17 protein-coding genes, 1 pseudogene and 1 riboswitch are annotated in these 18,186 nt (G+C 72.2%); of the genes and pseudogenes, 14 read left to right on the top strand and 4 right to left on the bottom strand.

The window, feature by feature from the left end; translation table 11 throughout:
* Positions 1-56 precede the first annotated feature (56 nt).
* Positions 57-965: a LysR family transcriptional regulator gene (locus Saso_RS23975; RefSeq protein ID WP_189921822.1), complete on the bottom strand. Its 909-nt coding sequence runs from the start codon at positions 963-965 to the stop codon at positions 57-59.
* A 70-nt stretch (positions 966-1,035) separates the two neighbouring features.
* On the opposite strand from Saso_RS23975, the gene Saso_RS23970 reads away from it, so the two are divergent.
* The gene (locus Saso_RS23970) at positions 1,036-1,977 is read left to right on the top strand and encodes an NAD-dependent epimerase/dehydratase family protein (RefSeq protein WP_189921824.1); all 942 of its coding nucleotides are present in this window, start codon (positions 1,036-1,038) and stop codon (positions 1,975-1,977) included.
* Positions 1,978-2,043: 66 nt separating this feature from the next.
* A pseudogene (locus Saso_RS23965) lies at positions 2,044-2,199 on the top strand (aldo/keto reductase); the annotation flags it as partial.
* A gap of 278 nt (positions 2,200-2,477) precedes the next feature.
* On the opposite strand, the gene Saso_RS23960 reads toward Saso_RS23965, so the two are convergent.
* The gene (locus Saso_RS23960) at positions 2,478-3,323 is read right to left on the bottom strand and encodes a GntR family transcriptional regulator (protein WP_189922193.1); all 846 of its coding nucleotides are present in this window, start codon (positions 3,321-3,323) and stop codon (positions 2,478-2,480) included.
* A 273-nt stretch (positions 3,324-3,596) separates the two neighbouring features.
* On the opposite strand from Saso_RS23960, the gene Saso_RS23955 reads away from it, so the two are divergent.
* From Saso_RS23955 to Saso_RS23935, 5 genes are all read left to right on the top strand, one after another.
* Positions 3,597-4,865: an extracellular solute-binding protein gene (locus tag Saso_RS23955; RefSeq protein WP_189921826.1), complete on the top strand. Its 1,269-nt coding sequence runs from the start codon at positions 3,597-3,599 to the stop codon at positions 4,863-4,865.
* A gap of 201 nt (positions 4,866-5,066) precedes the next feature.
* Positions 5,067-6,059 carry a carbohydrate ABC transporter permease gene (locus Saso_RS23950; RefSeq protein ID WP_189921828.1) on the top strand — a complete coding sequence of 331 codons (993 nt, stop codon included), beginning with the start codon at positions 5,067-5,069 and terminating at the stop codon, positions 6,057-6,059.
* Between the two features lie 65 nt (positions 6,060-6,124).
* Positions 6,125-6,943, top strand: coding sequence for a carbohydrate ABC transporter permease (locus Saso_RS23945; protein WP_229901288.1), 819 nt, complete (start codon positions 6,125-6,127; stop codon positions 6,941-6,943).
* 52 nt (positions 6,944-6,995) lie between these two features.
* Positions 6,996-8,582 (top strand): beta-N-acetylhexosaminidase, encoded by a 1,587-nt coding sequence (locus tag Saso_RS23940; RefSeq protein ID WP_189921831.1) that lies wholly within the window; start codon positions 6,996-6,998, stop codon positions 8,580-8,582.
* A 79-nt stretch (positions 8,583-8,661) separates the two neighbouring features.
* Complete coding sequence (locus Saso_RS23935) at positions 8,662-10,092, top strand: cellulose binding domain-containing protein (protein WP_189921833.1); 1,431 nt, start codon at positions 8,662-8,664, stop codon at positions 10,090-10,092.
* An 82-nt stretch (positions 10,093-10,174) separates the two neighbouring features.
* On the opposite strand, the gene Saso_RS23930 is transcribed toward Saso_RS23935, so the two are convergent.
* Positions 10,175-10,849 carry a hypothetical protein gene (locus Saso_RS23930; RefSeq protein WP_189921835.1) on the bottom strand — a complete coding sequence of 225 codons (675 nt, stop codon included), beginning with the start codon at positions 10,847-10,849 and terminating at the stop codon, positions 10,175-10,177.
* A 175-nt stretch (positions 10,850-11,024) separates the two neighbouring features.
* On the bottom strand, positions 11,025-11,654 hold the full coding sequence (locus tag Saso_RS23925) for a hypothetical protein (RefSeq protein WP_189921837.1): 630 nt from the start codon (positions 11,652-11,654) through the stop codon (positions 11,025-11,027).
* A gap of 393 nt (positions 11,655-12,047) precedes the next feature.
* On the opposite strand from Saso_RS23925, the gene Saso_RS23920 reads away from it, so the two are divergent.
* The 7 genes from Saso_RS23920 to Saso_RS23890 all read left to right on the top strand — a co-directional run bounded on the left by Saso_RS23920 (position 12,048) and on the right by Saso_RS23890 (position 18,160).
* A complete protein-coding gene (locus Saso_RS23920) occupies positions 12,048-13,202 on the top strand; it encodes a DNA topoisomerase subunit B (RefSeq protein WP_189921839.1) in 1,155 nt (384 codons plus the stop codon).
* Between the two features lie 127 nt (positions 13,203-13,329).
* Positions 13,330-13,505, top strand: a riboswitch (cobalamin riboswitch).
* A gap of 54 nt (positions 13,506-13,559) precedes the next feature.
* Positions 13,560-14,642, top strand: a complete 1,083-nt coding sequence (locus Saso_RS23915) for an ABC transporter substrate-binding protein (protein ID WP_189921841.1) — start codon at positions 13,560-13,562, stop codon at positions 14,640-14,642.
* Complete coding sequence (locus tag Saso_RS23910; protein ID WP_189921843.1) at positions 14,639-15,652, top strand: FecCD family ABC transporter permease; 1,014 nt, start codon at positions 14,639-14,641, stop codon at positions 15,650-15,652. The genes Saso_RS23915 and Saso_RS23910 overlap by 4 nt, the downstream gene beginning before the upstream one ends.
* Entirely contained in the window at positions 15,649-16,470 is an 822-nt protein-coding gene (locus tag Saso_RS23905; protein ID WP_189921846.1) for an ABC transporter ATP-binding protein, read from the top strand. Before Saso_RS23910 ends, Saso_RS23905 begins: the two co-directional genes overlap by 4 nt.
* The gene (locus tag Saso_RS23900; RefSeq protein WP_189921847.1) at positions 16,451-16,840 is read left to right on the top strand and encodes a (2Fe-2S) ferredoxin domain-containing protein; all 390 of its coding nucleotides are present in this window, start codon (positions 16,451-16,453) and stop codon (positions 16,838-16,840) included. The genes Saso_RS23905 and Saso_RS23900 overlap by 20 nt, the downstream gene beginning before the upstream one ends.
* A gap of 87 nt (positions 16,841-16,927) precedes the next feature.
* Positions 16,928-17,395: a respiratory nitrate reductase subunit gamma gene (locus Saso_RS39090; RefSeq protein WP_372442481.1), complete on the top strand. Its 468-nt coding sequence runs from the start codon at positions 16,928-16,930 to the stop codon at positions 17,393-17,395.
* 135 nt (positions 17,396-17,530) lie between these two features.
* Positions 17,531-18,160, top strand: coding sequence for a DoxX family membrane protein (locus tag Saso_RS23890; RefSeq protein WP_189921848.1), 630 nt, complete (start codon positions 17,531-17,533; stop codon positions 18,158-18,160).
* Positions 18,161-18,186 lie beyond the last annotated feature (26 nt).

Here is an 18,186-nt window from a genome sequence, read left to right as displayed (position 1 = left end):
GTGGACGAATGTCAGGGGAACACCGCCCGCTCGGCGTTCGGCGGACCCGTGGCGGATCAATGTCCGTGGTGCCGCATCGCCTGCTCGCGAAGGGCGTGAACGAGCGTCGTGACGTGGGGCCGGTCGCGGCCGCCGATCGTGGCGACGCCGATGTGCCGGACCGGGCCCGGCGACTTGATCGGGACGGTGCTGAGGCCCGGGATCTCGGGAGCGAGTGCGATGGAGGGGATCAGGGAGATGCCCATGCCTGCCGCGACGAGGGAGCGGGCGAAGAAGTAGTCGGTGGTGGTCCCGCGGATCTCCGGATCGAAGCGGGCGTGCTCGGCGAAGCGGCGCAGGTATGCCTCGGTCTTCAGGCAGCCGAGCACCCAGGGGTCGGTCGCCAGATCGGTGAGGTCGAGCGCGTCGTGGTCGGCGAGCCGGTGCCCCTGAGGCAGGACCACGTGCAGGGGGTCTTCCATGAGTGGTGTCCACTCCAGGCTGGAGCCGGCGCCCGGTCCGACGGGGAGCGGGCCGTCGAAGTGGTAGGCGAGGGCGAGGTCCACGGCGCCTTGGCGGACGAGTGGGAGGGTGTCCTCGGGTTCGCCCTCCCTGACGTGGAGCACGGTGCGGGGACGGGCTTCCATGAGCTGGGTGAGAGCGGCGGGCAGCAGGAGTCTGCCGCCGCTGGTGAAAGTCGCGACGGTGAGCTGGGTGCGGCCGGTGCTGAGCGCGGCGACCTGCTGTTGTGCATGTTCGAGCGCCGCTGCGACGGATTCGGCGGCGCCGACCATGATCCGGCCCGCCTGTGTGAGGGTGACGCCTCGTGTGCTGCGGGCGACAACCTGGGTACCGAGGCTTCGCTCCAGAGCAGCCACCTGCTGGGAGACGGCCGAGGGGGTGAGGCGGAGAGCCGCGGCCGCCTGGTTGAAACTGCCGTGCTCCGCCACCGCCCGGAGCACGCGCAGCCGCTGCACGTCGATCAACAGTCTTCCTTAATACCTATCCAGTAAGTCGGTACTTCTGCTGATGACGATAGGTCTCCAAGCTGGAGACATGCAAAGGATCTGCGTCATCGGCGGAAGCCGGTACTTCGGCAAGAGCCTGGTAGAGCGCCTTCGGGCCGCAGGTCACCAGGTCACCGTGATCAACCGCGGCTCCACCCTGCCGCCTGTCGGCGTCGAGCACCTGGTCGTCGACCGCGACGACGAGGCCGCCCTGACGGCCGCGCTCGGCACCCGCACCTTCGACGTCGTGGTGGACCAGGTCTGCTACACCCCGGTGCAGGCCGCCATCGCCGCCCGCGTCTTCGCCGGCCGCACCCGGCGCTACGTCATGACCTCCACGATCGAGGTCTACGACCCCGCGACCGCCGTTCTGCCGACTGTGCCCCCGGGGACACCCGTGCCGGAGGAGAGCGTGGACCCGACCGGCTGGCAGGTGGCCATGGACCTGCCCTGGCACGACGACGCCTACCTGGAGGCGCATTACGCCGAGGGCAAGCGGCAGGCCGAGGCCGTCTTCGTCCACGCGGGCGGTTTCGCCTTCGCCGCTGTGCGCAGCGCCCATGTACTCGGCGGCGGCGCGCAGGAATTCACCGGCCGGCTGGCGCACTACGCAGGGCTCATCGCCCGGAGCGAAGAGATCACCGTGCACGAGACGGCGCTGCCCACCGTCTTCATCCACTACGAGGAGCTGGCGGACCTGCTGGTATGGGCGACCGCGGCCGACTTCACCGGCCCGGTCAACGCCTGCTCCGACGGCCTGCTCGATGTGTACGACCTTGCCGAGATCGTCGCCACGCCGATCGGCAGGGAGGCCGTCTACCGGACCGTCCCGGCGGGCGAGAAGGCTTCGCCGTTCTCCTTCGACCGCCACTACGCCATGAGCAACACCCGCGCGAAGGCGCTGGGCTTCTCCTTCTCCCGCACCACCGACTGGCTGCCCGGCGCCGTCGCCGAAGCCCTCGCCGCGCTGTCCGCCGCTCCCACCGACTGAGGAACAGCCACCGTGCAGTACCGCACCCTCGCCCGCACCACGGTCAGCGCCATCGGCCTGGGCGCCATGCCGCTGCCCATCGAGCACCGACCGGACGAGACGCAGGCCATCGCCACGGTCCACGCCGCCCTCGACGCCGGAGTCGCCCTTGTCGACACCGCCGACAGCTACCACTGGCACGCCGACGAGGCGGGCCACAACGAGCTGCTGCTCGCCCGCTCCCCGGCAGTGATCCCGGTACCGGGAGCCGGCCGCCCGGCCTCCATCACCGACTCCGCCAGGGCCGTCGACCTCACGCGCAACACGCGGGAGCTGGAGGAACACGAGGACGTCCTGCTGGGCCGAGCTGAGTCGCTCGTCCGACGCCGGACCCGTGATCCTGCTGGACGGGGTCGAGGCCACCGTCCGCCGCAACGGCCTGCCTGCCGCGCCCGTGCCGAACGGCGTGCAGCGGGGTTGCACCCCATCGCGATGAGTTCGAGCGTGGGCGAGTGTGGGTGTCACTGGGCGTCCTGCACCACTCCCCGCGTGGTGAAGGTGACCGGCTCTCCGGTGGTGAAGTCGCCCGGCGGGATCCCGGGGTGGTGGCCGCCGGTGGAGGGCGCCGCCTGGTCGCGCGGGCCGAGGCTGAGCCGGGAGACGATGCGGTAGCGGTCCCCCCGGTAGAGAGAGTGCACGTACTCCACGGCGCGGCCGCGCACATCGGTGGTGAGCCGTTCGAAGAGCAGCGCCGGGGACAGCTCCGGCACGTCGAGCAGATCGGCCTCGGCGCGGGTCACCACGGTCGGCTCGATCGACTGGACGGCCTCGCTGACGTCGACCGCGTGCCGGGCCCGCAGGTGCTCGTACAGGTCGCCCTGTTCCAGTTCCTCGCTGGTCAGCTCGGGCACCAGGTTCGCGGGGACGTGCAGGTACTCGATGGCCGTGGGGGAGCCGTCGACCAGGCGCAGCCGGACCACGTAGTGGATCTCCGCCGCAGGTGAGATCCGCAGTTTGCGGCCGACCCGCGCCCCGGCCGGGTGGGTGCTCATCTCCAGCAGTCGGCTGCTCCAGGCGCCGGCCGCCTGCGGAAGGCTGAACGACTGCCGGTCGGAGACCAGTTCCTGGGTGATCTTCTCGGCCGCGACGAACATGCCCCGCCCGTGCTCGCGCACCAGCACCCCGCCGACCACGAGTTCGTCCACGGCGGCGCGCAGTGTGGGCCGGGAGACGCCGAGCCGGGCGCACAGGGCGCGTTCGGAGGGAATCGCGTCACCGGGGCCGCGCTCCTCGACGAGTTCGAGGATGGCGTCACGCACACGTTCACGCTTGAGCACCGCACCTGAGGCGGCGGGATCGATCTCCATACGGCACTCGGTCTCTTTCTCGTCTTCGGCCACGCGGCACTGGTATGTCCTCTGACGATAACTGGTCTGCTGGTCAAGCGCGTAGGGGTGCGTGGATTGGGTCGAGAGGGGCTCGCTCGCGCCGCCATGACGTCAACGCGGCTTTCTTCGTGAGGGGTTGACGCACCTATTGGTCTATGCCACCTTCATGACGCGCCAACTGGTAAGCCGACTGGTCCGCTTACTGGTCAAGTCCGCGCGCATGTTCCTTCCCAGGTCTCCCAGAGGTGATCCGTGAAGTACCGCTCGCTCGCCCTGCTCGGCGCTCTGGTGCTGAGCGCCGGCGCCACCGGCTGCTCCTCCTCCGACGACGGTTCCGACAGCGCCGGCGGCGGCCGGACCGCCCTCGACGTGTGGCTCATGCGGGACAGTGTCTCGGCCGCGTTCCAGAAGGAGTTCGAGGCCGGTTTCGAGAAGGACCACCCCGGCATCGACGTGAAGATCCAGATCCAGGAGTGGGACGGCATCGGGGAGAAGGTCACCGCCGCGCTGGCCAGCAACGACGCCCCGGACGTCATCGAGGTCGGCAACACCCAGGTCGCCCAGTACGCGCAGAGCGGCGGGCTGACCGACTTCTCGGACAAGGTCGGCGAACTCGGCGGGGCGGACTGGCTCGAGGGCCTCGCCGAGCCGGGCGCCTACGAGGGCAAGCAGTACGGCATCCCCTACTACGCGGCGAACCGGGTCGTCGTCTACCGCACCGACCTGTTCGCGAAGGCCGGGGTGGACGCCTCGAAGATCAGGACGCGGGAGGACTGGACCGCCGCCACCCGCAAGCTCGACAAGGGCGGCACGCAGGGCATCTACCTGCCCGGCCAGAACTGGTACGTCCTCTCCGGCTTCGTCTGGGACGAGGGCGGCGACCTCGCCACGCAGTCCGGCGGCAAGTGGAAGGGCGGCCTCGACAGCCCGGAGGCGCTGCGCGCGATGGACTTCTACCGCGGCCTCCAGGCCCTGGGGAAGGGCCCCAAGGACTCCGACGAGTCCCAGCCGCCGCAGGCCGAGGTGATGGCCAAGGGGGACATCGCGCAGATCATCGCCGTGCCCGGCGGTGCCAAGGTCGTCGAGGAGAAGAACCCCGCGCTCAAGGGCAAGCTCGGCTTCTTCCCCGTACCCGGCAAGACCGAGGGCACCCCGGGCAGCGTCTTCACCGGCGGCTCCGACCTGGTCGTCCCGGCCGTGGCCAGGCACCAGGACGAGGCGTACACCTTCATCAAGGAACTCAGCGGTGACGCCTGGCAGAAGAAGCTCGCCCCGGCGATGAGCTACGTGCCGAACAAGACGACCCTCGCGGGCGCGGTCGCCGCCGATCCCGGCACCGCCGCGATGGCCGTCGGCGCCGCCCGGGGCCACGCCACGCCCAACACGCCCCAGTGGGCGGCGGTCGAGGCGAAGAACCCGATCAAGGAGTACATGACGGCCGTCCTCACCGGCGCGAACCCCGCGTCGGCGGCGGCCACGGCCTCCGCGACGATCACCTCCACGCTCAACAGCGGCTCCTGACCAGGCCCTCGAGCGCGGCTCCTGGCCTCGCGCATCCCGACCCGGCTCCGGCTCCGGCCTCGGCGCCCACCGTCCGGCCCGGGCCCGGCCGGGACACCGAGGTCCCTCCCCGTCCCGATCGTCCGAGCCCCGATCGTCCGAATCGTCCGAGCCCCGATCATCCGAATCGTCCGACGAAACCCCGAAAGAACAGGAGGCGCCGTGTCGACCGTCCGTGAGCGGAGCCTGCCGGGCTCCGCCGGCCGCAGTCCGGCCCGGCGCATGGTCCAAGCCCCCTCCCGCCGGCCCCCGCGGCGCGACCCCGGTCGCGCCGGACCCTGGCCCTACCTGCTGATCGCCCCGGCCGTCCTGGGCATGCTGTACCTCCTGGTCTATCCGCTGGTGCGGGCCGTCCTGATCTCCTTCCAGGACTTCCGGCTGCGGCAACTGATCGTCGGGGACGCCGAGTTCGTCGGCCTGCGCAACTACCGCACCCTGCTGTCCGACCCGCAGTTCTGGGAAGTGGTGCGCCGCACCTTCCTGTTCATGGCGGTCGACGTCGTCGTCATCATGGCGCTGTCCACCCTGGTCTCCCTCATGGTGGAGCGGCTCGGCCGGATCGTGCGCACCCTCGTGCTCAGCTCACTGGTGCTGGTCTGGGCGGTGCCGGTGGTGGCCGCGACCACCGTCTTCCAGTGGCTGTTCCACTCCGAGTTCGGGATCGTCAACGAGACGCTCACCGGCCTCGGGCTCTCCTCCTTCGAGAGCTACCCCTGGTTCGCCCACGGCGGCACCGCGTTCACCATCGTGGTCGTCCTGATCGTCTGGCAGTCCGTGCCGTTCGCCGCCGTCACCCTCTACTCGGCCCTGGTCACCGTCCCCGCCGAACTGTACGAGTCGGCCCGTATGGACGGCGCGGGACCCGTACGGATCTTCCGCTCGGTGACGTTCCCGCTGATCCGGCCGATCTTCATGCTGGTCCTCTCGCTCGAAGTGATCTGGACCTTCAAGGCGTTCGTGCAGATCTGGGTGATGACCCGCGGCGGACCGGGCGGCGCCACCACCATCCTCCCCGTGTACGCCGTGCAGACCGCGCTCGCCGGCCAGCGCTACGACCTGGGATCCGCCGCCTCCATGATCACCGTCCTGCTGATGAGCGGCGTCCTCGTCCTCTACTTCCGCCAGCTGTTCCGTCAGGAGGGCGAGCACCTGTGACCGCCACGCACCCGGCCGGCCCCGCCACCGTCCACCCGACGGAACACCACCCGGCCCGCCGCACCCTGCGCCGGCTGCCCCTGCACCTGGCCGCCACCCTCACCGTGGCCATCTGCCTCTTCCCCGTGTACTGGATGGTGTCGACCGCGTTCAAGCCGTCACCGGACATCCAGACCTACCACCCCCGACTCGTGCCGCGACGCTGGACGCTGGAGCACTTCCGCACCGCCGTGGACGCGGACGGCTTCGGCCTCTTCTGGCGCAACAGCGTCCTCGTCACCCTCGGTGCCGTGCTGCTCGCCCTGGTGGTGGCGCTCGGCGCCGCCTACGCCGTGGCCCGGATGCGGTGGCGCGGGCGACGCCAGTTCATGCTCGCGGTGTTCATCGCGCAGATGGCGCCCTGGGAGTCGCTGATCATCCCGGTCTACATCATCTCCCGCGACACCGGCATGCTGGACCGGCTGCCGACGCTGACCCTCGTCTACTTCATGATCACCCTGCCGTTCACCGTGGTCGTGCTGCGCGGCTTCATCGCGGGCATCCCGCCCGAACTGGAAGAGGCCGCGCAGGTCGACGGCTGCACCCGCGCCGCGGCCTTCCGCAAGGTCGCCCTGCCCCTGCTGGCGCCCGGCCTGATGGCCACCTCGCTGTTCGGCTTCATCACGGCCTGGAACGAGTTCACCTACGCCAACTTCCTCATCATCAAGCAGCAGGACAGCCGCACGCTGCCGGTCTGGCTCTCCTCGTTCCAGTCGACGTTCGGCACCGACTGGGGAGCCACCATGGCCGCCTCCACGCTCTTCGCCCTGCCCGCGCTGATCATCTTCCTGGCGCTCCAGCGCCATGTGACCGCCGGCCTGGCCTCAGGAGGAGTCAAGGGCTGAACCGCGCACGTCCCTTCCTCCCGCCGAGCCCTCCGACCGACGGAGTCGTCCCGTGGACCTGCCGCCCCCCGAACTCGCCCTCGTTCCCCACCCCCGCCGACTCGTCGTACGCTCCGGCCGTTTCCGGCTCGACGCAGGCACCGCGCTGCGCGTCGCGCCCGGGGCCGAACCGGCGGCCCACCTGCTGCGCGCCCTCCTCGCCCCCGCCACCGGACTGCCCCTGCCCGCCGCCGCCGACGGCACGGTCGTCCTGGCCGTGGACAGCGCGCTGAGCGGACTCGGCGACGAGGGCTACGGCCTGACCGTCAGCCCGCAGGGTGTCCTGCTGCGGGCCGCCCGCCCGGCCGGCCTGCTCAACGCCGTGCAGACGGTGCGCCAACTCCTGCCGTACGAAGCGCTGTCCGCGCTGCCGGTGCGCGGCAGGGTGTGGGAACTGCCCGCCGTGGAGATCACCGATGTGCCCCGGCACCGCTGGCGGGGCAGCATGCTCGACGTCGCCCGGCACTTCCAGCCGCTGTCCTACCTCCTGCGGTACGTCGACCTGATGGCGCTGCACAAACTCAACGTGCTCCATCTGCACCTGACGGACGATCAGGGCTGGCGGATGCCGGTCGCCGCCTACCCGCGGCTCACCGAGGTCGGCGGACGGCGGACGCAGTCCCAGATCGGACCGGCGGGCGGCGACCGCTTCGACGGGCGCCCGCACGGCGGCTGGTACACCCGGGCCGAGCTGACCCGGCTGGTCGGGTACGCGGCCGAACGCGGCATCACGGTGGTGCCGGAGACCGAGGCGCCGGGCCATGTCCGCGCCGCGCTCGCCGCCCACCCCGAACTCGGCACGGACCCGGACCGCCGCCTGGACGTGTGGACGCGCTGGGGCGTCTGCGAGAACGTGCTCGGCGTCGAGGACCACGTCCTGGACTTCTTCCGCACGGTCCTCGACGAAGTGATGGACGTCTTCCCCTCGCCGTACGTCCACCTCGGCGGCGACGAGTGCCCCGTCACCGAGTGGGAACACTCCCCGGCGGCCCGCGCCCGGGCCGTCCGCGAGGGCCTGCCCGGGCCCCATGCCCTGCACGGCTGGTTCCTCACCCGTTTGACCGAGCACGTCGTCCGGGCGGGCCGCCGTCCCGTGGCCTGGGCCGAGAACGGCGTGTTGCTGCCCCGCGAGTGCGTCGTGACGATCTGGCGCGACCCGGCCCACGCCTGGGCCGCCGCCCGCCGCGGCCACGAGGTGGTGCACGCCGATCACCGCACCACCTACTTCGACTACCCCCAGCGCCACGGCCCCCTCGAACCCCCCGGCCAGCCCGGACTCGTCGTGGATCTGCGGACGGTGTACGGCCTCGACCTCGCGCCACCCGAGGAGGACGCGTCCGCCGCACGGATCCTCGGCGCGCAGGGCCAGCTGTGGACCGAGTTCGTCGACACCGCCGAGCACATCGAGTACCTCACCTACCCGCGGCTGTGCGCGCTCGCCGAACGGGTCTGGGACGGCACCGCCGACTGGGAGGCCTTCAGCCGCCGTCTGGCCGGACACCGCGAACGCCTGGACGCCCTCGGCGTGCCCCACGCCCCGCACACCACCCGCCCCGGCACCCCCGCAGGCCCCCGGACGATGCACCCGCGCAGCGCCTGAACGCCGCGGGCCCCCTCCTTTCCCCACCCGCACACTCCCCACCTCCCGCGCCCGCGGGAGCCCGCCGGAAGGAATCACCATGACGATCCGCCTCACACCCGGCCGCGGCCGGCCGGCCCTGGCGTTCTCCGCCCTGCTGGGCAGCGCCGTCCTGACCGCCCTGCCCGCCCTGCCCGCCCAGGCGTCCGCCGCCGCGGGCTCCGTCGCCGTCCAGTACCGCACCAGCGCCACCGGGGCCACCGCCGACCAGTCCGAGCCGTGGCTCAAGGTGCGTAACACCGGCTCCTCGACCGTCCAGCTGAACCAGGTCAAGGTGCGCTACTACTTCAAGGCGGACTCGGCGTCCGCCGGCTACCGCTTCGCCTGTTCCTGGGCGGTGCGCGGCTGTGCCGGGATCACCGGCACCTTCGGCACGCTCGCCCACCCCACCGCCACCGCCGACCGCTATCTGGAGATCGGCTTCACCCCGGCCGCGGGCACCCTGACGCCGGGCACCGACACCGGGGACATGCAACTGCGCTTCTACCAGGCGAACTGGCAGACGCTGCGGCAGAGCGACGACTACTCCTTCAACGGCGGCCAGACCTCCTACGCCGACTGGAACAAGGTCACCGCCCAGCTGTCCGGCGCCACGGTCTGGGGCACGGCCCCCGCGGGCGACGACCCCACGGACCCGACCGACCCGACGGATCCGCCCGGCGGGGGACAGACCCTGTTCGACGACTTCTCGTACACCTCCCACACCGACCCGGCGATCGCCGCGCACGGCTGGAACATCCGCTCCGACTCCGGCGGCCCGGGCGTGCCCGGCGCCACCTGGGACCCCTCGAAGGTGACCTTCACCGCCTCGGGCGGCAACTCGGTGATGAACCTCGAGACCTCCACCGCGGGCACCTCCGACTCCACCCGGCAGACCGAGATCCTCACGCAGGCCACGAAGTTCAGGAACGGGACCTACGCGGCGCGGGTCAAGTTCTCCGACGCCCCGAGGTCGGGCCCCGACGGGGACCACCTGGTGCAGACGTTCTTCACCATCAACGACCTCAAGGCGCCCATGGCCGACGACTACGCCGAGTACGACTTCGAGTACCTCCCCAACGGCGGCTGGGGCGAGCCGTCGAACATCCTCTACACGACGTCCTGGGAGACCTACGACCCCGATCCCTGGCAGGCCGTCAACCAGCACACCGAGGCGCGGCAGAGCTACGCGGGCTGGCACGACCTGGTGGTGACGATCGACAACAGCGCCATCACCTACTACATCGACGGGCAGCTCTTCGGCACCCACGACGCCCGGTACCTGCCCGAGCGCCCGATGTCGATCAACTTCAACCAGTGGCTGATCGACCTCGCGGGCCGGACGTCCACCACCGCGCGCGCCTACGACCAGCAGGTCGACTACGTCCTGCACGTCAAGGACCAGGTGCTCACCCCGGCCCAGGTCACCGCGAGGGTCGCCGCGTACCGGGGCGCGGGCACGGCCTTCGTGGACGAGGTCCCGGCCTCCTGACCCGCCCGCCGCACGGGGGCCGGCTCAGGAGCCCGGGCCGCAACTCATGCTCACCGGCGCCGCCTTGCGCCGAGGGCGGTCGTCAGCAGGACTCCACGTCCACGGGCGACACGTAGATCGCCGACAGGACCCCGTCCCCGTCCACGTCGACGGGGACGGGAGCTGTCGTCCCGTTGAGCTCCAGGTTGCTCGGCAGGGCGCTCAGCGGAACGTCCTCGCCGAGGTAGGCCACCGAGATCGTGCCCTGGCAGCCGTTGCCGCTCGGCGGCGCGCTGTCGGGAACCCGGCCGTCCTGCGGGCCGGCCTTGTACGAGGTGAAGCCGATCAGCGAGTAGTCGTACTCGTAGCGATCGGGGGTGACCGCGGTGCCCTCCCTCGTCTTCTTGATGTCGACCCAGTAGCGGGCGAGCTTCACCGTGACGGCCTCGCACGGTCTGCGGATCGCCTCCGGGGTGAAGTTGAGGCCGGAGGAGTCCAGGGTCAGGCCCTTGGACTTGTACTCGCCGCTGCCGCTGCGCAGTTCCTTGAGGTAGTCGGTGAGCTGCGCGACGCTCATGCCACGGGTCTTCACGCACGGCGCGGGCGAGGTCTTCGTCGGACTCGGCGTCGCAGCGGCCGTGCCCGGGGCAGCCGTGTAGTGGGCGAGTCCGGACGGGGAGGCCTGCTGCGCCGCGGGTTCGTCCTTCGAGCACCCCGACACCGTGAGGAGCACCGCCGCGGCGACGGCCGGTACGGAGAACTTGCCTGCACTTCGCATGAGTTGCCCTGCCTGCTTCGGTACCGGTTCCGTTGACGAGCGGATACACAGTACGAGTTGGGCGATCGGGTACACCAGCGAGTCTTCGATCACGCGTCAGCGGGCCTTCTCCGTCCCCGGTCGCCGGGACCGGGGACGCCAGGACCGGCGGGGCCGGTTCCGTCGATGCGGGTCCTCAGTAGCGTTGGGCCTTGGCCAGGACCGGAGTGAGCCGGGGCTGCGGGGGCTGCCTGCTGACCACGATGGGCTGTACGCGTTGTCCCGGCGCGAGGTCCTCCTTCCCGATGTACCGGGTCTCCACGACCTTCCCGTCGGGGTCCTTGAAGTCGACCTGCACGGCGTACGAGGCCTTCGCGTCCGTGTTGTTGGTGATGGTGACCACCACGGCACGCAGTCCGCCGGTCTCCGCGGTGGGCAGACCCGTCATACCGACATCGGCCGTCGCGTTGCCGCTGCCCTTCACGCCCTTCAGTTCCTTCTGGGCGGTCGCGGCGGCGCGGACCGTGTCGGCGGAGACCGACGCGGCGAACTCGGAGGCCCGCGCGGAGACGGAGGCCGCCGCCGAGGACGCCCGGGACTTCGCCGATCCGATGATCGACGACGCGGCCGAGGCCACGGCGGAGGGCGGTGACCCGGTGAAGTCCGACACCGCGGGCGGGGTCGGTCTCGGCGTGACCGACGCGGAGCCGCTGCCGTCGCCGCCGCCCGAGTCGCACGCGACCAGCACGCAGCCGCACACGATGGTGGCCAGCAGGGCGGCGGCCTGCCGTGGTCCGCTGCGGCCCGGGGACACGCGGCTGCTCATGAGGGGCTCGCTTCCTCCTCCGGTACGAGGCGCGGGACTGTCGGTCTGCGTCGGGTTCGTTCGCACTCCCTCATGCTCGGTGCCTCGTGACGGGACGGCGAACCGCAGACGCCCAATGGGGTGGCGCGCGGCGGATCGGGACGGGCCTCCCGGGTTCGTGGAATCAGTGGCCCGGGGAGTGCTCGCAGTGCGGTCGCACGGGGCCTGCACGGGGCCCCGGACGCCCTGCGGAGCGGGTCCCGGCTCCCCGGCCCGACGGCCGCCGCGCAGGCCGCGACCCGCCCGTCTGAGCCCGAGCCAAAAGAGCCCTGACCTGGTGTTTTCCTGAATTTCTCCTAGGGTGTGGAGCACTGCCGGACACGTGAGGGAGGGGCTTTCGTGAGGGGAGAAGGCATGCTGTACGACGCTGCCGACATCGAAGTGCTGGAGGGCCTGGCGGCCGTTCGCAGGCGTCCTGGGATGTGGGTGGGTTCGACCGGTGAACGCGGCCTGCACCAGCTGGTTCTCGACGTCACCGGCCGGGCGGTGAACGAGGTCCTGGCCGGGGGCGGCGGCCGGGTCGACGTCACGCTCACCGCCGACGGCGGGGTACGCGTCACGGACGACGCGGCGGGGGTCCCCTTCGAGGACACCGGGGACGGCGCGGCTCCCGGTCTCGAAGCGCAGTTGACGAGCCTGCGCGCCGGAACCGGACCGGAGCGCGGCCCGCACATCGCGTTCCTGGGGCACTTCGACTCGGGGCTTTTCGTCGCCAACGCCCTGTCCGGCCGGCTGACGGCCGAGGCACGGTACGGGGGAGTCCGCCACGTACAGGAGTACGTCCGCGGCGTCGCTGCGGACCCGCCGGCCGCCGCGGGCCCCGCGACCGGGAGCGGGACCACGGTCTCCTTCTGGCCGGACACCGGGATCTTCGAGACGACGCGGTACTCCTTCGTCGTGCTCGCGGAGCGGTTCCGGCAGGTCGCCTTCCTCAACCGGGGGCTGGAGATGTCGCTGACGGACGAACGCCCGGCGGGCGGGCCGCGCAAGGTGCGGTTCCGGTTCCCGGGCGGGGTGAGCGACTTCGTGGCCGCCCTCGCCGCCGAGACGGGGGCGGGCGTCGATCCGGAGGTGATCGCCTTCGAGCGGGAGATCCCGCGGATGGCGGGCACCCTGGAAGCCGCCCTCACGTGGCACGGTCCGGCCGGGGAGCGGCTGCGCGGCTTCGCCAACAGCCTGTTCACCCGCGAGGGCGGGACACACCTCGACGGCTTCCGCGACGGGGTGGCGGGCGCGGTCACCGACTGGGCGCGCGGCCGCGGCCTGCTGACGGCGCGGGAGGCCGGCCCCGGCGCCGAGCGGATCGGCGAGGGACTCACCGCGATCGTGTCGGTGAAGCTGGAGCAGCCCGAATTCCTCGGTGCCGTGCGGGGGCTGCTCGGCGGCGCCGAGGTGCGCGTCTGCGTGGCCGAGGCCGTCCGGGAGCAGCTCGGCGGCTGGTTCGAGGAGCACCCGGACCGGGCCGCGGCCATCGTCGACCGCATCGTCCGGCACCCCCACACGCCCTGACCGGCGGCGGATGCCGCACGAGGCCGTGACCTGACCCGGTGACACGGCGCGGACACACCGACGACGCGCGGGCCGGTCGCGCCGGCGTCCGGTGACGGCCGGTCACGCGTCGCCCGTACGGCGGACTTGATAGCCTGACCGGGCCAGTCGAGCCACATCCGAGGCCAGGGAATCCGGTGCGAATCCGGAACTGACGCGCAGCGGTGAGGGGGACGGGCGGGGCACGACGCCACTGGGAGACCGGGAAGGCGTCCCGTCCGGACGAACCCGAGTCCGAAGACCTGCTGGCACCTCCGCGCCCCGGCGCGGGGGACGTCCGTAGGCCAGGCTCCGCGTACGAGCCCCGACCCCGAAGGCATGCCCGTGCTCCGCACCCCCGCCCCTGCCCGCACCCCCGTCCCGCGTAAGGCGGCCCTGCGCACTGAAGCGCTCCTCCTCGCCTCCGCTCTGCTGCTCACCGCCTGCGGCTCCTCCGCGGGCGACGACGCGAAGGCGGCGGAGGGCGCCGCCGCCGGATACCCGGTCACCCTCGACAACTGCGGCCACCGGATCACCTTGAAGTCGGCCCCGGAGCGGGCCGTCTCCCTCAACCAGGGATCCACGGAGATCCTGCTCTCCCTCGGCCTCGCCGACCGCGTGGCGGGTACGGCGACCTGGACCGACCCGGTGATGAAGGGCCTGGAGAAGGCCAACGCCTCCGTCCCTCGTCTCGCGGACGACAACCCCTCCTTCGAGAAGGTCCTGGACGCCGAACCCGACTTCGTCACCGCCTCGTTCGTCTCCACGCTCGGCAAGGGCGGGGTCGCCACCCGCGAGCAGTTCGAGAAGCTGGGTGTCCCCACCTATGTCTCGCCCTCCGACTGCTCCGAGGGCAAGGACAACGACAGCGGCGGCGACGGATCGCGCAGCAAGCTGCTCACCCTCGACGCCGTCTACGGCGAGATACGCGACCTGGCCCGGGTGTTCGGCGTGCGGGAGCGGGGCGAGAAGCTCGTAGCCGCGCTGAAGGAGCGCGTGCACAGGGCGACCGACGGGCTGGACGCCTCCGGGGTCTCCGTCATGTACTGGTTCGCCAACTCCCAGGCCCCCTACCTCGCCGGCTGCTGCGGTGCGCCGGGCGCCATCACCCGAGCGGTCGGCGGACGGAACGCCTTCGCCGACACCCATGACGAATGGCCCCAGATCAACTGGGAGACCGTCGCCGACCGCGACCCCGACGTCCTCGTGATCGGCGACCTGACCCGCAGGCAGCAGACCGCGGAGACCGCCGCGGCCAAGATCCGCTTCCTGGAGACCAACCCCGCCACGCGCAACCTGACCGCGGTGAAGAAGAAGCGCTACGTCCTGCTGAGCGGCCAGGCGATGAACCCGTCCATCCGTACGATCGAGGGGATCGAGAAGGTCGCGGCCGGTCTGCGCGCGTCCGGACTCGTCAAGTGAGCGTCCGCACCCTGCTGTTGACGGGCGGGGGACTGGCCGCGCTGCTCGCCTCCATCGCCCTGGCCGTGACGATCGGGCCCGCCGCCATCTCCACGGCGGACGTCTGGGCGTCCGTCGGCGCCCATCTCGGCCTCGGGGAAGGCACGTTGGCGCCCCTGCGGGACGGCATCGTGTGGAACCTGCGCATGCCACGCACCCTCCTCGCCGCCGTCTGCGGCGCCGGACTCGCCGTCTGCGGGGCCGTCATGCAGTCGCTGCTGCGCAACCCGCTGGCCGATCCCTTCGTGCTCGGGGTCTCCTCCGGCGCGTCCACGGGAGCGGTCGCCGTGGTCGTGCTGGGCGTGGGCGGGGGAGCGGTGTCCCTGTCGGCGGGGGCCTTCCTCGGCGCGCTGCTCTCCTTCGCCCTGGTGCTGCTGCTCAGCCACAGCCTCGGCGGCAGCACGGACCGGGTCGTCCTGTCCGGGGTCGCGGCCATGCAGCTGTTCTCGGCACTGACCTCCTTCATCGTCCTCACCTCGGCGGACGCCGAGACCACCAGGGGCGTGCTGTTCTGGCTGCTCGGCTCGCTCACCGGGGCCGACTGGGGGCAGGTGCTGCTGTGCGCCGTCGTCCTCGCCGTCGTCCTCGTCGTCTGTCTCGGCCACGCCCGCACGCTCGACGCGTTCGCCTTCGGCGACGAGGCCGCGGCCGGGCTCGGGGTCCGCGTCGCCCGCACCCGCCTGGTCCTGCTGTGCGCGACCGCGCTGCTCACGGCCGCCCTGGTCAGCTGTGCCGGTGCGATCGGCTTCGTCGGCCTGGTCCTCCCGCACGCCACCCGCGCCCTCACCGGCTCCGGCCACGCCCGGCTGCTGCCGGTGAGCGCGCTGACCGGCGCCGTGTTCCTGGTGTGGGTCGACACCCTCGCCCGCACCGTCCTCGACCCCCAGGAGGTACCGGTCGGCGTGGTGACGTCCCTCATCGGCGTACCGGCGTTCGTGGCCGTGCTCCATCGCGGACGGGGCAGGTCATGAGCAGCCTGCACGCGGACCGCGTCGTACGGCGTGTCGGCGGCCGGACCGTCGTCGACGGCGTCACCCTCGCCCTGCGCCCCGGCGAGACGATCGGTCTGCTCGGCCCCAACGGCTCCGGCAAGTCCACTCTGCTGAGGCTGCTGGCCGGGGTCCTCGCGCCCGCCGCCGGAGTCGTGACCCTGGACGGGCGGCCGCTCGTGGAGGTCGGCCGCCGGGCCACGGCGCGCCGTGTCGCCACCGTCGAACAGCACGCCGACACGCAGACCGAGCTGACCGTCCGGGACGTCGTCGCCCTCGGCCGCATCCCGCACCGGCGCGCCTGGAGCCCCCCGACGGCGGCCGACACGGCCGCCGTCACCGAGGCACTCGCCCGCACCGGTCTGACCGGACGGGCGGGCCAGTCCTGGCACACCCTCTCCGGCGGAGAACGCCAGCGCGCCCAGATCGCCCGCGCCCTCGCCCAGGAACCCCTGGAACTGCTCCTCGACGAGCCCACCAACCACCTCGACATCCAGCACCAGCTCGACCTGCTGGAGCTCGTGGCGAGCCTGCCCGTCACCACCGTAATCGCCCTGCACGACCTCAACCTCGCCGCCATGTACTGCGACCGCCTGCTCGTCCTCAGCGAGGGCCGGGCCGTCGCCGAAGGCACCCCGGCCGAGGTGCTGACACCCGGGTTCATCGAGCAGGTCTACGGCGTCCGCGCCGAGGTCACCCATGACGTCGGCCACCCCGTGATCCGCTTCCTGCGCCCGGCGGCGCCGGACGGATCTCCCCCGAACAGGAGCGTGACAAGCGATGCCCCGACAGGACACTGAAGCGGCCACCGCGAAGCGCGGTCCCGCCGGGGCGGCACCGTGCCGCGTCGTCGTCTGCCGGGACTGCTGCTGCGGAACGGCGAAGGTCGCCGGCGTGGACCACGACCGGCAGCTCGCCCGCCTGGCCGAGGCGGTCCCGGTGCGGGTCTCCGACTGCCTCGACGTGTGCGAACACGCCAACGTGATCGTCGTCCAGCCCTCCGCCGCGGCACGGGCCGCCGGAGCCCGCCCGGTCTGGCTGGGCCTCGTCAACGACCCCGAGGCCACCGACGACATCGCCGCCTGGATACAGGCGGGCGGCCCCGGCGTCGCCCCCTGCCCCGACATCCTCGACCTCTACACCTTCACCCCGCCCCGCAGGGTGCGATGAGCGCTCCCCCCGGCCGCTGAGGCCGGGCGGCGCGTTCCACCGGCGTACCCGCGGGGCCGTCCGCCCGGCGGCCGGGAGCCATGGCCCATGCCGCCGGGCGTGCGCGGACACGGACGGTGGTCACCGGATGCGCCGAGCGGGCAAGGGGCCCGCCGCGCGCCGTGCGCTCACGGCGGGCCGGTACCACCGTGCATGACCGGCGCCCCCGTGCTGTTCCGGCTCCACGTGATCAGCGCCCTGCCGCTCTTCGCGGCCTGGCCGTTCACCCGGCTCGTCCACATGCTCACCGCGCCGCTGGGCTACCTGACACGCCCTTACATCGTCTACCGCAGCCGCGACGGCCGCCTCGGCACCCGCCCGCCGCGCCGCGGCCGGGAACGAACGGGCCATGAGGCCCCGCCGCACCGTGCGCCGCCGTACGGCCTGCGGCGTGGCCGGGGTCTCTCCGTCGCCGCAGGCCGCCTGCGCGCGGTGACGTACGCCCGACGGCATCGCCGTGGGCCCGGTGGACCGAGCACGAGGCCTTCGTCCCTTCCTTCCCGCCGCGCGCGATGAGCTCAACGGCTGTGCCATGCGGGGCCGTTCGGCCCCATCGGCACAGACCTTCGGCATCCGGCGCCGGCCCGCGCGCGGGACCAGAGTGAGTCCCGTCAGGCACCGACCCGACCGCTGTCGAAGGGAACCACGACCATGTCCGTTCACGAGCACCCGCACCGCGGCTCCGGCCTCCACGTCCCCTCGTTCCGCAGGAACCGGACCGCCCCCGCCGCCGCGCCGGGTGTGTCGGCCGCCACCGGCACCCGCACCGCGCAGGCCTACGCCATCGCGTCCCTGCGGCTGCTCACCGGCTTCGTCTTCCTGTGGGCGTTCCTCGACAAGACCTTCGGCCTCGGCTACGCCACCCCGTCCGGCAAGGGCTGGCTCGACGGCGGCTCCCCGACGAAGGGGTTCCTCGGTTCCGTCGCCGTCGGGCCGATGGAGTCCACCTTCCACGCGTGGGCCGGCGACCCCTGGGCGGACTGGCTGTTCATGCTCGGCCTGCTCGGCATCGGCGTCGCCCTCGTGGCCGGGGTCGCCCTGCGGATCGCTGCCGTCGCCGGGACCGCGATGATGGCGCTGATGTGGGTCGCCGAATGGCCGCCGGCCAGGCACCTCGCGGACGGCTCGGCGAGCATGTCGCCCAACCCGTTCGTCGACTACCACCTGATCTACGCTGTCGCCCTGGTCGTCCTGGCCGCTGCCGCCGCGGGCGACACGCTGGGCGCCGGACGGCTCTGGGCCCGGCTGCCCTTCGTCCGCGACCACAGCTGGCTGCGTTGACCCCCGCCGACGCGGTGGGCCCGTCA

This window comes from Streptomyces asoensis, from assembly GCF_016860545.1.
Taxonomy (GTDB): Bacteria; Actinomycetota; Actinomycetes; order Streptomycetales; family Streptomycetaceae; genus Streptomyces; species Streptomyces asoensis.
This window is presented reverse-complemented; position numbering and strand designations above follow the sequence as displayed.